This is a genomic window from Solibacillus sp. FSL W7-1324 (genome assembly GCF_038008025.1).
Classification (GTDB): domain Bacteria; phylum Bacillota; class Bacilli; order Bacillales_A; family Planococcaceae; genus Solibacillus.
The window spans coordinates 3237125-3251543 of record NZ_JBBOYH010000001.1; the positions used below are offsets into that span (position 1 = coordinate 3237125).

Here is a 14419-nt window from a genome sequence, read left to right on the forward strand (position 1 = left end):
TTTATGTCGGATTATAGCTATCAGTTGTTAGCCATTATTCTTTACATGATTGCAATGCTTGGTATCGGTTGGTATGCCTTCCGAAAAACTAGTAACCTGACAGACTATATGCTAGGCGGGCGTGGTCTAGGTGCAGCCGTAACAGCTTTAAGTGCCGGAGCATCGGATATGTCGGGCTGGCTATTAATGGGGCTTCCAGGTGCAATCTATTTATCAGGACTAGTGGAAGCTTGGATTGCAATCGGATTGACAGTCGGTGCCTATTTAAACTGGTTACTTGTAGCACCTCGATTACGTATTTATACACATGTAACAAAGGATTCCATCACAATTCCAAGTTATTTGGATAATCGTTTGCGTGACAACACAAAACTATTACGTATCGCATCAGGGATTATCATTTTAGTATTCTTTACATTCTATGTATCTTCCGGAATGGTATCAGGCGGCAAGTTTTTCGAAAGCTCGTTCGGAATGGATTATCATACAGGTCTTTTATTCGTATCTGCGGTAGTTGTTGCCTACACATTATTTGGCGGATTCCTGGCTGTTAGTTATACAGATGTAATTCAAGGTATTATTATGCTTGTTACTTTAATTGCGGTTCCAGTTTTCGGAATTTTCTTAACTGGTGGTATTGGAGAAACGGTCGATTCTATTAAAGCGGTAGATCCGGAAATGTTCAGCCTTCTTCCATCTACTGTTACTGCGGCGGCTATTATCTCTTCTCTTGCATGGGGACTTGGCTATTTTGGTCAGCCGCATATCATCGTACGCTTTATGGCGATTTCATCTGTTAAAGAAACGAAAAGCGCACGACGTATTGGTATTGGCTGGATGATTTTCAGTTTAATAGGTGCCCTTGCAACAGCATTGGTTGGTGTAGCTTACTTCCAGCAGCAAGGTACGGAATTAAAGGATGCTGAAACGGTATTTATCGTACTAGGGCAAATTTTATTCCACCCGTTCATTGCAGGAATTATACTTGCAGCAATTTTAGCAGCAGTAATGAGTACAATTTCTTCCCAATTAATCGTTACTTCTTCAGCACTTATTGAAGATATTTATAAAGCTTTATTCAACAAGACTGCGACAGATAAACATTATGTATTTTTAGGTCGTGTCGCTGTACTATTCGTATCTATTATTGCGGCAATTGTTGCATGGAATCCTGAAAGTACAATTTTAGGTCTTGTAGCATTCGCATGGGCCGGTTTCGGTGCTGCATTCGGTCCAATCATTTTACTTTCTCTGTTCTGGCGTAAGCTTACAAACTACGGAGCACTTGCCGGAATGGTTGCCGGTGCGGCAGTCGCATTCGTTTGGGGACGTACGGAAAGTTTAACAAGTATGCTTTATGAGATTGTACCTGGCTTCATCGCATGTTTAGTCGTTGCAGTTGTAGTAAGTATTGTGACGTATAAACCAAATGCGGAAATCGAAGAAGAATTCAATGAAACGCAGCGTATTTTAAAAGAAGAGCAATAGTATCAATAAAACGGTATGATCTTTTATAAGATATACCGTTTTTTCAATATCCGGAAAAACTTTTAATGGAGGTACTTTATGCAACTTGCACAACTATTCCCTTCCCTTAAGAAACATCATACATACCCGGCAATCCAAAATTCTGCAACTGTCGTTTTTTATGATTCACCTAATGCGTGCTGGTATGAGATTGCCAAAAGCGAAATTACGGAACGAGATGCTTTTTTGTTAAAACATTTTTACTATGAATGCAGTGAGCAAACAGATCCGTGGTTATTATTATTAACGCAAGGTGTTGTACCAAAGCCGCTTACTTATACTTCTATTCGGATTTTACAATATCATATCAATAAGGATGCCGAGCAATTAAAGTATGCGATCGAACTTTTCTTTATAGATGATGCTTACCTTCTTGAAATTTCTCCAAATACTTTCTGGATTATATTGTTTAAAGATTATTCACGGGAGGAACTGGAGGGATTCATAGCCATACTGGAAAATGACTTTTATTTGCATGGACAACTTTTTATAGGTCAAATGCTGCCGGTTTGTGAAATGCTCCACCACTCTTTCACATCGGAGCAAAAAATATTTCAGGCCATCTTAGAACGGCAACATGAAAGAATCTATACTTTTTCTGAAAGCTTCTTAACTTTATTGCCATTACAATTAAATGTTCCATTACAGCAATACTTGCAGCATACATTGTTTAATAATTTAAATGATGAAATGATTACCACCATTACAACCCTATTTTCTCATAATGGAAATATGTCCTCTGCCGCAAAGGAATTACATATACATCGCAATACATTGTTGTATCGTACACAACGGTATTTTGAAGAAACTTCTTTGGATTTAAAGCGTAGTGATGACCTGTTATTAGCCTATTTAGCAGCACAATTAAATAAATTAACAAAAGAAATCTGAAAATTTTAAGCACATTGCACAAAGGATTTTCCCTCTTAATCTTTTATAATATGAAAAAAGGGGGACTGGTTTTTTATGTTAGATTTTGATCATATTGTAAAGCGTTATCCTGACGGCTATGTAGCTGTTGAAAATTTCCATTTAAAGGTTGAGCCGGGTGAATTTCTTGTACTTGTTGGTCCTTCTGGTTGCGGGAAGTCCACTACTTTACGTATGGTAGCGGGACTGGAATCCATTTCGGAAGGGGAACTCCGTATCGAAGGTAAACGAGTGAATGAAGTGGAACCGAAAGACCGTGACATTGCAATGGTATTCCAAAACTACGCTCTTTATCCGCATATGAATGTATATGATAATATGGCTTTTGGGTTGAAACTGCGTAAATTCTCAAAAGACCAGATTGATAAAAAAGTACGTGAAGCTGCTGCAATTTTAGGTTTATCGGATTTATTGGACAAGAAGCCGAAATCCCTTTCAGGTGGTCAACGCCAGCGTGTTGCATTAGGACGTGCCATTGTTCGTGATGCGAAACTGTTTTTAATGGACGAGCCATTATCGAACTTGGATGCAAAACTTCGTGTACAAATGCGCTCTGAAATTACGAAGCTCCATTATCGTTTAAATACTACAACTATTTATGTTACGCACGATCAGACGGAAGCGATGACGATGGCTTCACGTATTGTTGTAATGAAAGACGGTGTCATTCAGCAAATCGGAACACCGCGTGAAGTATACGATACTCCTGAAAATGTATTTGTTGGCGGGTTTATTGGTTCACCGGCGATGAACTTCCTTCGCGGGAATGTTGTTGGGGAATATTTTGAAATCGGCGGCGAAAAAGTTCGCATTCCAGATGAAAAACTAAAAGTATTAAAAGAACAAAACTATACAAATCGAGAAATCATTTTAGGTATCCGTCCTGAAGATATTAACGACGGCAATAAACAGGACACAAGCAGTGTCGTTAAAACTATAGTGCAAGTAAGTGAATTAACCGGTGCAGAAATGATTGTTTATGCGTCAATTGATGACCAGCAATTTGTAGGTAAAATACATCCGGATGCAGATGTTGCTATGGGCGAAGAGCTTTCACTGAACTTCAACTTAGCGAAAGCACACTTCTTTGATCCGGCAACTGAAATGCGTATTCGCTGATTAGTGAATAATTAGATGAAAAGACTCGGACATAATCCAAAAAAGCTATTTTTCTCTGAGAGAAAAATAGCTTTTTTTGCTGTGCGTGAAAATTGATTTCCATTCCGGGACGCTTTCCACTTAATTTTATAGCATCGCTGCGCCTATCAGTCCTGCATTGCCTTTATTTATGCTTGCTTGTACTCTGCCTTTTTTATGTTCAAAAAATGGCAAGCTGAAATACTGATCAACTAAGCGTGAAATTTCATCCACAATTTGCGGATGATGATTCATAACGCCTCCGCCCAGTACCACAACGTGCGGATCTATTAGCAGCATGAAACTATGAATCTTCTGAGCAATTTCCTGCTGCCATTCATGTATAAGCGGCACAATACGCTCATCCTTTTCATAATAGCGGTCAAAGAATTGCTGTAAGGTTCCTTCTGCATTTGTATCCTGCTGCAACTTCTTCAATAATCCAGGTCCAGCACACACTTCTTCAAAGTAGGCACCTGTGCTTGTTAATGAAAAACCGATTTCCCCGGGAATTCCGGCCCCTCTTAGAAACTTCCCTTCATGAATGACACAGCATGCAATTCCTGTACTGATTGTGACATAAATGAATGTCTCTTTTTCAAAATGACGGATTTTGTATTCACCGTTTGCTGCTGTCATCATATCTGTTTCCATAAAAACTTCGGCTTTCGGAAATGCCTCTTCAAGCATTTGGACGAGCGGAAAATTACGCCAGGGCAAGTTTTGCTGAAAAACGACAAGCCCTTGCTGTATATCTAATATCCCCGGTAAACCGACCGCTACTTTTATAACCTCCCCCTCTTCACCTTCCAGAAGCTTATGAAAACCTGAAATCATTGCCTCAAATAAAGATTCAGACTGTTGGGGACTCTTTACTTCCATTTGCTTTATTAGTTTTTCCGGCTGTTCTTGCTTCGATAAAGCAAGTGCTAATTTTGTTCCTCCGATATCAGCACTTAAAATCCACATTTAGTCCACCTGCTTTACAAAAATTCCGTAGTCTTTCCAAATCGTATACCCGAGCTTTTCATAAAAAGCGATTAAATCGGTCCAATCGATAAAGAACGTTTCTTTCCCTCGTTGCTGCAAATAATATTCTGCAGCTTCAATAACCGCTCTTCCTAACCCAAATTTCCGGTAATCTTCATTTACACCTAGTGGGCCAATACCACCTAATCGGTCAAACTGCTCTGCCCAGTTATAGTTCGGCCCTTTCCACGCACTATGCTCGTCATTTATACGACAGAAGCCAACAATCTTACCTTCCCATTTCACAACAACATAATCTCTTCCTGTTCCTCCGTGAGCGAAATAGTCCTGTGCTTCAAAAGTCCAACGCCCGGGAAAAGATTTGTTCATAAAATCGATGAGTTGCTGTTGTTCCCCTTTTTCCAATAGAACAAATTGAACATTATTTTTTTCAGGCAGTGATAATGGCTCTGTTACCGTTTTGGTAAAGTCCACACTCTCCACAACTTTCTTAAAGCCGTACTTTTCGGCAAATGCAATTCCTGTACGTTGGCTAAGCGGGATGCCACATAATAAGTGGCCTAAATCCCCGCCAAGCTGAATTTTCTTTATTCCGTTATTAAGAAGGGCCTGTTCTGCATGTTGATAAAGCTCTGTCGCAATTTTTTGCTGACGGTAATCCGGATGCACGAGCAACATTTGAATCCAGCCGTGTTCCTTATTTAAAGAAACCTCATGTGTTTTGTGCCAAACTTTTGCAATAACAACTCCGGCAATTTTCCCGTCTATTTCCTTTATCACACTTCCTTCTTTTAAAACATAAGGTGATTGCCATGTATTTTGTTCAAGCAAGCGATCCGATAACTTAAAGTCAGGCAAACAAATATTCCATAAATCTATGATGTCCTGGTGAGAATCCTTCGTTACTGGCTTTAGCATCTATTTCCCTCCAAACGTTTCTTCCATGCGACGTAATGGATCATCGATAAAGCTTTCATCCCATTCAACAACTTGACCTTGTACTGTTAACTGTTGTTTTACTTGTTCATATGGAATGTCCTGAACTGGTCTTCCTTCCTGCAGTGCAATTGCCGCTACAGTACCGGCCGCTTGCCCAAGCATCATAAATACCGGTTCCATACGAATCGAACCATAGGCAATATGTGACGCACTTAGGCATACTGGAACAATTAAGTTTGTACAATGCTCCTTTTTTGGTAAAAGCGAGCGCAAATCGATTGTAAATGGTTTTACCGGTACTTGGATATCGCCTTCATTCATTACTCGCCCATTGACGACGACGCGCCGGCAATGATGGGAATCCATATGGAAAGATGCGATTGCAATTGGTTGTTCGCAAGTTATTCGCTGCAGTGCATTGTGTTCTGTCATGACATATTCGCCAATCATTCTTCTTGCTTCCCTTATATACAGCTGGCGCGGCCAATTGCCTGTTTCGGTAAACTCATCTGCCGCCAATCCCCATTGGCTAACTTCCTCACGAATAGCTGTCGGCACTTCTTCATCGTTGGCTAAAAAGTAAAGGAGCCCCGCAATATACGTTACATGCTGCTGATACATTCTTTCTCTTACTTCATAAGTCGCATCAGGAAATGCGTAATTCATTCCGATAAAATCCGTCGAAAATGCCCCATGATTATTTAAATCCGTTTTTCCGTTCATTAAAGGGGTATGTAACTTCATCGCATCCCAATGTCCTGCCTTTATATAGCGCAACAGCAGTGCATAATGATTACGCTCATATCCATTCGGTTTTGGGAGCGGCACTTTTTGTTCCTTCGATAAACACATCCGGAAATTATATGCTTGAATCCGGTGATCCCCAGCACCATTTTGCTCATTCACAACTTCATCTGAAATTCCATATAATAGTCCGCTCTCCGGATTGCCTTCTTCTATATATGGATCAATAAAACTTTCAAACTTGTGATGCTGTGTACCAAATTGAACCCCATTATAAATTTCCTTATAATCTGTACTCGCTTCTCTTCCTACAATGTATTCAACCCCTGCAAGTGCCAGCAGGTCACCTTCATAACTGGCATCAACAAACTGCTTCGCTTCATAGGTTGTTCCGTCTGTCATAATAATTTGCTGGATTTGCCCGCCTTCAAGTAAAGCCGATTCAATAAATTGCTCCGTCTGGACATCAATTCTATGATCATCCAACCATGTTTTGAATATACGTTCTGCTACATGTGGTTCGAAACGTACACATTTTTCGATACGATAGTGGAGTGCGATTTCATCATAAAATTGCTTTGCTAATCCGCCAATCGCCTGCTCAGCACCTAAGTCCGTTGCCCCAAGTCCACTTGTCGTCATCCCGCCGACAAAACGGCTGCATTCAGCAATACGCACATCATATCCTTTCTTTTTCAGGGTAATCGCTGCTGTAATGCCTGCCGGCGTCGCTCCGTATATTAAAACATCCTGCTTGTAATGCTGCTGTCTTTTATCTCTTTTACGGTAATAATAAACCGTTTCCCACATTTATAAAGCCTCCCAACGTAATTTCGTTGTCTGAACGACTCGCTGTAATGACTCCACATATTGTTGAAGTGGTGCTTCTATTTGTTCCTTTTGCAGTAACTGTTCCATCTTGCTTAATAACGCCAGTACTTCACGTTTTGCTTCCGGATTTTTGGCTTCTACAACACGGCTAGGGAAAAATACGGCATTATATTGGCTGTTTTGTGCAAAAATATGTTCCAATTCCTCGGCTAGCTGCTGCATTGGCGGTGACAGTAAATACGGGACAGTTTCTACACCTTCCCATAGCGACCGTGCAAATACAATATTATTCAATTGCTGGTATTGCTGATAATCGTATTGCTCCATATGCGGTTGGGCCTTTGCAATTTTATGAAGCGGAACGACTAAATTGACTATTCCATCACAGCCGGCTTCTTTATACTTTTCAATATCTGCTGCTATTCGTTTAAATAATAGCGGGAAAAGTTCACTTAGCATAAAGTGGTCACTGTAATACTCAAAAACCGTAATCTGTTTATCAGTTGACCCGCGCCAATCCATTAGACTTTCCCATGCACGCTCATCACGTTCTGATTCATAACTATGTGCATAATTTCGACCCCAATAAGCATATAAAACATCGGCCGAGCTCACCGGCTGTTCTTTACGCTCAAGCATTTCCCAACTTAGTCCGGCGTTATAGACGATATGCTCCACTTTCACTTGTAGACCTGCAGCGGCTAATGCTTGCTGAAGCTTTTCGGTAAAAGCCATATATTGAGTTAAAAAGAGCTTTGCTTCTTCACCTTTTGCTCCTACATCTTCCGGCCAAAGAGAGATTCGAGAAATAACAGGTTCTGCTTCACAATAGGATACAATTACTTCGATGACGGATTGTTGTGCTTTTTCATCCTGTAAAAAATCCTGATTTTTTAGCGCATTGGCCGCTGTAAATTCTGTTTCCTCGCCAACTAAATCATTTACCGCCCCATCAGCAGCAACCTTTCCGGAAACACTAACTCCATTTGCCTTTGCCAATAAATAACGTAAACTATGTCCACCTAACGTAACATCAATCCCGCGTTTTTTTATTTCCGGTAAAAGCGCCTCCTTTACTTCATCCCATAGGAAAAATGTAAAGAACACTTCATTTAGCCCGTTCTTTGTTCCGGCATCGAGCATCCTCTTTAAAAAAGGGATGTCATCGATTGTTTCAAATACATTCCCCCGACGACTGAATTTCGGTTTGCCTTCATACGTATTTGTCAGCCCTTGAATACCGATTTTTTTCTCCTTCTCCAAGTCCAGAAAAACAAGCCCTTCTACCTTTTCAATCAGTTTATATACTCCATATAATAAGGAACGACTTGTATTCCCGCGAATCACATAGCTTTTTTCCGTGTGATCAATTACAAATTCATCACCAGTGCCAGAAGTATTCAACCGTTCAAAAACGACTGGTTTATCTCCCGTATAAAAGCGTTCTAGTTCCTCAAATGCAAACTGTTCAATTTCATTTTTATAATTTTTTAGTTTGTTCATCTGCATCGATTCCTTTCCTTAGCAGCTTCTGTTGAAAGAAAAGGATACCCGCTGCGAGTATCCTTAGAATTGTCCTATAGTTTTACTGCTTGCTTTCTGTTGTTTGATTCATATGCTGCCAACGCGATTTCTAATGATTTCAGTCCGTCATATCCGGAAATAAGCGGTTGCTTCTGTTGTTGAATTGAATTTAGAAAGTCGACAATTAAATCGAAGTCGGTATCATTTCCGCTATATAAATGTGTTAGTGATTTACTGCCTTTCCCGTACAGGTTAAGCTTCTCGTTGAACACATCGACTTTGCGTGATGCTTTCGTTCCGATTACTTCAATCATCGCATCACCCCATGTCGGAAATTCCGGGAATCTTGACCAGCTTGCATCATGTGAGGCAACCACTCCATTATCAAATACAATTGTCATGATTCCTGCATCATCGGTATCAAGATCGGTGAAATAGTTATTCGCAAATGCGGTAATTTCTTTTGCTTCGCTGTTCATGTACCAGCGCATAATATCTACCATATGGACGGTATGATCCAATACCGCACCACCGCCTGCCAGCTCCTCATCGACAAACCATCCGCCCGGGTTCTGCCCGCGGTTAGTAGAACGGATTGCCACGATTTCTCCAAGTTCACCCGCATCAATAGCCGCTTTCAAGTCCCGGATCGGCGCACTGTATCGTACTGGATACGCGATTGACAGATGAACACCGTTTTCTTTACATACATCGATCATCTCTTTTGCATCATCGATATTCGTAGCAATCGGTTTTTCACATAAAATATGTTTCTTTGCCTTCGCTGCCGCAATTACCATCTCTTTATGCAATACATTTTCACTGCAAATTAGCACAACATCGAGATTCTCAGCTAAAAACCCATTCATATCTGCAAAAAATGGCACATCATATTGTTTACTCGCATGCATACCTCTATTTGTATCCGTATCATAAATAGCGGTTAGTTTTGTTCCCGGTATACGCTGAATTGCCGTTGCATAGCTCGTAGCATGAATATGTGCAAAGCTCATAATGCCAATGTTCATCGCAGTTCACCTCTTTGCAGGAGCAGTCGTACAGCATTCAGCTTTTCATCATAGGCTTCATCCCATTTCACCGCATACTGATGAACTGCATCTATATTTTTGAACAGGTTTCGGTTGTTGTCACTGTCGCCCGTCATTTGTAAACTATCAAACTCTGCAATATGCAGATGGCTGCTCCATTCAAATTCAATCCGGTCCTGACCTGTCCGGTATTCTAAATGGGCCATCATCGATTCACCGAATTCACACAAAACAATCGTATAATGATTTTCTCCGATTTCATTCGAGCGTACCGATACGTTCCGGACGTTTCCAAACCATTCCGATAAAGCAAGGATATCTTCTTCTATATACGAGAAATTATTTGTCGTTCTGCGTAGTCGAAGGACACCTTTAACCGTATCATGTGCTTTCAACACTTCATGTAATGGAATCGCAAATGAATACGACCATAAATCGAAGTATATCCAACCCTGTTTTTCTACTGTTGAAAATGGCTTATAGGCGTCTGCTTCAGGCTGTTGCAAAATTGTTACGGTATTAGGCTCATCACTGTTCTCGTTTGTAAATCGGTACAGTGGGGAGTGCATAAGTAGCTGCTGTTCTTTTTCCAATACGATTTTCATTACAATCACCTACAATTTTATTTCTTGATTTGTTGCAGCCGATTCATAAATCGCCGCCAACATTTTTGTCACTTCAACCCCGTCTTCTACTGTAGAAATAGGCTGCACATTATTAATACAGCAATCCACGAAATGATTGATCTCGTTGATGAATGAACCTGCAAAATCGAAACTTAGCAAATCGATCTGTGGTGTAATATTTAAAATCGTTTCATGCTGCTCTTTTACAATAGCAAGTTCAGGTTCTACTTCGGCACCGCCATTTTCACCATAAAGTTTTACAGATACTTCGTCTTGTTTAGCATGTAGTGTAAAACTTACATCCACATATAAAGTAGCACCATTTTCAAAACGGATGAGCGCATTCGCAAGATCTTCCACATCATTATGCTCGGCGTCATAATCAGCCGCCTTATAGAAAGATAAATTTTCTATATGGGCGCGATTTCCTAATTTTTTGTACGTATTACCTGAAACAGAAATCGGCTTTGGTTTCCCCATTAAATACCAGCAAAGATCGATCATATGCGTTCCTAAATCAATTAAAGGCCCGCCGCCCGATTTTTTAATATCGCTGAACCAGCCGCCTGGATTCCCTAATCGGCGTATGCATGAAGCCTTCGCATAATAAATTTCTCCCAGTTCACCTGCATCAATAAATTTTTTAAGGACACCTACATTTGTTGCAAACCGGCGTACATAACCAACTTGTAAAATCTTACCCGACTCTTTTACCGCCGCTTCGACTGCATAAGCTTCATCAAGCGATAAACTTAATGGCTTCTCAAGCAGAACATGCTTGTTCATTTGGAGTGCCTGAATTGCAATTTCAGCATGGGAGTTATTCCATGTACAAATACTGATTGCATCAATTTCCTCGTTTGCTAGAAACTCACTCACTTTTAAATATAAATTCTCTACACAGTATTTTTTGCCTAATGCATGCAGTCTTCGTTCATCACTATCACAAATCGCAACAATCTCTACATTGGGATTTTCAAAATAAGGTTTTAAATGGTACTCGGAAATAGATCCTCCTCCAATTACGCCAACCTTTAACATGTTAATTCCCTCCCGAATATTCAATGATGGCGGTCAATGCCTCACTGCTCTCTAATCTGTCATACACACCGGCTGAATGTTCAAAAGGAATTTCCAGTTGCACAAAATCAGAAACATCGATCGCCTTTCGTTCCAGTAAACGAATATAGGCCGCCAAGTTTCGCCCTTCTGTCCAGCGAACATAATGATACGGATAGTCAATCGCTTCTCTTTCATAGCGGGCATCATAACGGCCTGGTCCGCCTGCTCTTGAAATCGTAATGACTGCTTCCTTTATAAATAATTGTTCTCGATTAAACTGTGGTTCTACATCACCGACAATAACGATTCTTCCCTGCTTCCGAACCCACTCAAGACTGCGCGGGGTAGTTTCAGAATGTTTGCCTCCAGCACATAGCAGAACAGCATCTACACCATGCCCTTTTGTATAATCCAAAATATGCTGTTCCATTTCATTTAAATCCGAAAAAATTTCAATGCCTGATGTACCTTTCAGCATTTCAGCTCTTTTTTCATTAGGTTCATAGCAGATGACGTCATAACTTGCTGCTGCACAGATCTTTGCAATCATTTGGCCAAGTACACCTAATCCGATTACCACGACCGTTTCACCAAACTGCAGCTGTCCTTGGCGTATCGCGTGAATAGCAATCGTACCGTGTGCTGCAAATGCCGCATGCTTTGGCAATACGTCGGCAGAGCATTTCGCTACTAATGTTTCCGGTACAACAAGCTGCTCCATATGCCCGACATAAGGGGCACCGTAGCAGGCAACAATATCGCCTACTTGAACAGTTGTGACATTATCCCCAACTTCCTTCACTTTCCCAACAGCGCTATATCCAAGCTGACGTACACCTTGTTTGCTTCCCTCAATTAATAACCTTTCAGTCCCTGGCGATACAGCAGTATAATAGGTTTCTATTAATACTCCCGTTTCAAAAAGCTCCGGTTGATCAATCACAGCTATTTTCACGACACCATCATGTGCTTGTAAAGCTTTCACTCTTTTCACCTGATTTCCACTTTGCTAAATTTTGTTTAACAAATGCATCATCATTCAAATGCGGATACATGTTATAGACACGCGTAATTTCATCAGCTTGGCCTTCACTTAATACTTCATGATCTGCCAAACACCAGTTTCCTTTCAGCAATCCTTGTCTTGTCAATACTTCATTAATTCCTGCAATGCTTCCTTTAAAGGAATGTGCCGGGTCAAAGAAAGCCGCATTCGCATCTGTCACTTCAATGGCTCTTGTTAACCAGCTTGCATCAATTTGCTCTTTTTCTCTAATGATCTTAATCTCTTCAAAATATTGAACGGCAGTTTTCGCCCATACCGACCAATGCCCTAACAGCCCGCCTACTACTTTCTTTTTAACGGTTTCACCATTAATCGTAAATGCATATTCAGTTAATAGATCAATGACAATATTATCGTCATTCCCTGTATAAAGAGCGATTTCATCCCGGCGGTCGCTATTGCATACTGCACGAACTACATCTAATGTTTGATAACGGTTAAATGGTGCCATTTTAATCGCATATACATTTTCTATATTGGCAAATTCCCGCCAAAATTCATAAGTGAATACACGCCCGCCAACTGATGGCTGTAAATAGAAGCCAACTACCGGAATGATTTTGGCAATTTCTTTCGTACGCTCCAATAGCTGCGCCTCCGACAAATGCTGCAGTCCCCCCATACTTAGTAAAGCTAGATCATAACCAAGCGTTTTTAAAATTGTCGCTTCTTGTTTCGCCTGCTCTACCGGACCGCAAACACCACCTATTTTAATGAAGGATTCCGGTACATGCGCCTTCTTCATTTCATCAATTGCAATTGAAAGAACACGTTCATACAAGTTGAATTGGGGATCGCGGATCTCAAATTGTGTCGTATGAACACCAACTGCCAAGCCTCCGACACCCGCATCAATATAATATCTCGTCAATGCACGCTGACTTACTTCATCCAATGATTTGTCTTCGTTTAACGCTAATGGATGTGCCGGAATAAATGCACCGTCAAACAACGCTTTTTTTACCGCTTCATTCATTTAAAACGCCCCTTTCCGTTCTTGGAAATGCGTTGGTTTATTTAATGTGGCACCATCTAATTCCACCCAATTTGCAACCATATCAAGCATTTGCTCAATGGATACACGAGGATAGCCAAATAATTTATGGGCATGGGCCGCTGTATTTAATAATGCTGTTTCCTGTTCGACCCCTATAATTATAGCTTCCTTATTAAAGCGTTTCGCAAACTCCTTCGCCAGCCAGCGAACAGATAACGTCTCCGGTCCTGTGACATTCAGAATTTTTACAGGTGAATCACAATGTAAGAGCGAGCGAATTGCGTATTCGTTTGCATCCCCTTGCCAGATGACATTGACACTCCCCATCGTGACATCAACCGGCTCATTATTGTAAACAGATTTGGCAATTTCCAATAAAACCCCGTATCGTAAATCAATCGCATAATTTAATCGGAACATAAGCATTTTTGTCTGAAAACGATTGGAGAAATTCGTAAAAATACGTTCTCTTCCCAATGTGGACATGGCATATTCACCAACAGGTACCGGCGTTACATCTTCTCCGCAATTCCCTGCTGCTACAGGTGTAAATGGATAAATATTGCCTGAAGAAAATACGACGATATTTGAGTTTTTGAATTTATCTGCTACACGACCTGGTACGTATGTATTCATCGCCCATGTGAAGTGTTCGTTATTAACTGTGCCGAACTTATTGCCCGCCATGAAAATGATATTCGGAATATCCGGCAACTGCGCAAGCTGCGCTTCATCCAGTAAATCACATGTAATGGTTTCAATCCCCGCGGATTCCAGCTCTTCTTTCATTTCTTTATTTGAAAATCGAGCAACACCGATAATCCGTTTCTCGATTCCCGCCTCTTCAGCAGCACGTTTCGCCATCTTCGCTAAAGTAGGCCCCATCTTCCCTGCAATTCCTAAAATCAAAATGTCACCATCTATTTTTTTAATATCCTCTACTAATGCTTCGGATGGTTTTGTCATGAATTCTTCTAATTGTTGTACCGTTTGCATA

13 protein-coding genes are annotated in these 14419 nt (G+C 40.7%); 3 read left to right on the plus strand and 10 right to left on the minus strand.

Going from position 1 to position 14419, the window contains the following annotated elements; translation table 11 throughout:
- The first annotated feature begins 3 nt into the window (after positions 1 to 3).
- The 3 genes from putP (at position 4) to MKY71_RS16220 (ending at position 3576) form a co-directional block, all read left to right on the plus strand.
- Complete coding sequence (gene putP, locus MKY71_RS16210) at positions 4 to 1488, plus strand: sodium/proline symporter PutP (protein WP_339173820.1); 1485 nt, start codon at positions 4 to 6, stop codon at positions 1486 to 1488.
- A gap of 78 nt (positions 1489 to 1566) precedes the next feature.
- Complete coding sequence (locus tag MKY71_RS16215) at positions 1567 to 2418, plus strand: PucR family transcriptional regulator (RefSeq protein ID WP_340733314.1); 852 nt, start codon at positions 1567 to 1569, stop codon at positions 2416 to 2418.
- Positions 2419 to 2493: 75 nt separating this feature from the next.
- A complete protein-coding gene (locus tag MKY71_RS16220) occupies positions 2494 to 3576 on the plus strand; it encodes an ABC transporter ATP-binding protein (protein ID WP_339196212.1) in 1083 nt (360 codons plus the stop codon).
- 126 nt (positions 3577 to 3702) lie between these two features.
- Here the strand turns inward: MKY71_RS16220 and MKY71_RS16225 are convergent, their stop codons facing one another.
- The 10 genes from MKY71_RS16225 to MKY71_RS16270 form a co-directional block, all read right to left on the minus strand.
- Positions 3703 to 4563: an ROK family protein gene (locus MKY71_RS16225; protein ID WP_340733315.1), complete on the minus strand. Its 861-nt coding sequence runs from the start codon at positions 4561 to 4563 to the stop codon at positions 3703 to 3705.
- Positions 4564 to 5502: a GNAT family N-acetyltransferase gene (locus tag MKY71_RS16230; RefSeq protein WP_340733316.1), complete on the minus strand. Its 939-nt coding sequence runs from the start codon at positions 5500 to 5502 to the stop codon at positions 4564 to 4566.
- Positions 5503 to 7077 (minus strand): FAD-dependent oxidoreductase, encoded by a 1575-nt coding sequence (locus MKY71_RS16235; protein WP_340733317.1) that lies wholly within the window; start codon positions 7075 to 7077, stop codon positions 5503 to 5505.
- Positions 7078 to 8601, minus strand: coding sequence for a hypothetical protein (locus MKY71_RS16240; RefSeq protein ID WP_340733318.1), 1524 nt, complete (start codon positions 8599 to 8601; stop codon positions 7078 to 7080). It abuts the gene before it with no gap.
- A 74-nt stretch (positions 8602 to 8675) separates the two neighbouring features.
- Positions 8676 to 9650 (minus strand): Gfo/Idh/MocA family protein, encoded by a 975-nt coding sequence (locus MKY71_RS16245; RefSeq protein ID WP_340733319.1) that lies wholly within the window; start codon positions 9648 to 9650, stop codon positions 8676 to 8678.
- Positions 9647 to 10276, minus strand: coding sequence for a peptide ABC transporter substrate-binding protein (locus MKY71_RS16250; protein WP_340733321.1), 630 nt, complete (start codon positions 10274 to 10276; stop codon positions 9647 to 9649). Before MKY71_RS16250 ends, MKY71_RS16245 begins: the two co-directional genes overlap by 4 nt.
- Before the next feature lie 9 nt (positions 10277 to 10285).
- Entirely contained in the window at positions 10286 to 11338 is a 1053-nt protein-coding gene (locus MKY71_RS16255) for a Gfo/Idh/MocA family protein (RefSeq protein ID WP_340733323.1), read from the minus strand.
- A gap of 1 nt (position 11339) precedes the next feature.
- On the minus strand, positions 11340 to 12353 hold the full coding sequence (locus tag MKY71_RS16260) for a zinc-dependent alcohol dehydrogenase (protein WP_340733324.1): 1014 nt from the start codon (positions 12351 to 12353) through the stop codon (positions 11340 to 11342).
- Entirely contained in the window at positions 12322 to 13401 is a 1080-nt protein-coding gene (locus tag MKY71_RS16265) for a dihydrodipicolinate synthase family protein (protein WP_340733326.1), read from the minus strand. Before MKY71_RS16265 ends, MKY71_RS16260 begins: the two co-directional genes overlap by 32 nt.
- Positions 13402 to 14418, minus strand: coding sequence for an NAD-dependent epimerase/dehydratase family protein (locus tag MKY71_RS16270; RefSeq protein WP_339196228.1), 1017 nt, complete (start codon positions 14416 to 14418; stop codon positions 13402 to 13404).
- Between the last annotated feature and the right edge of the window lies 1 nt (position 14419).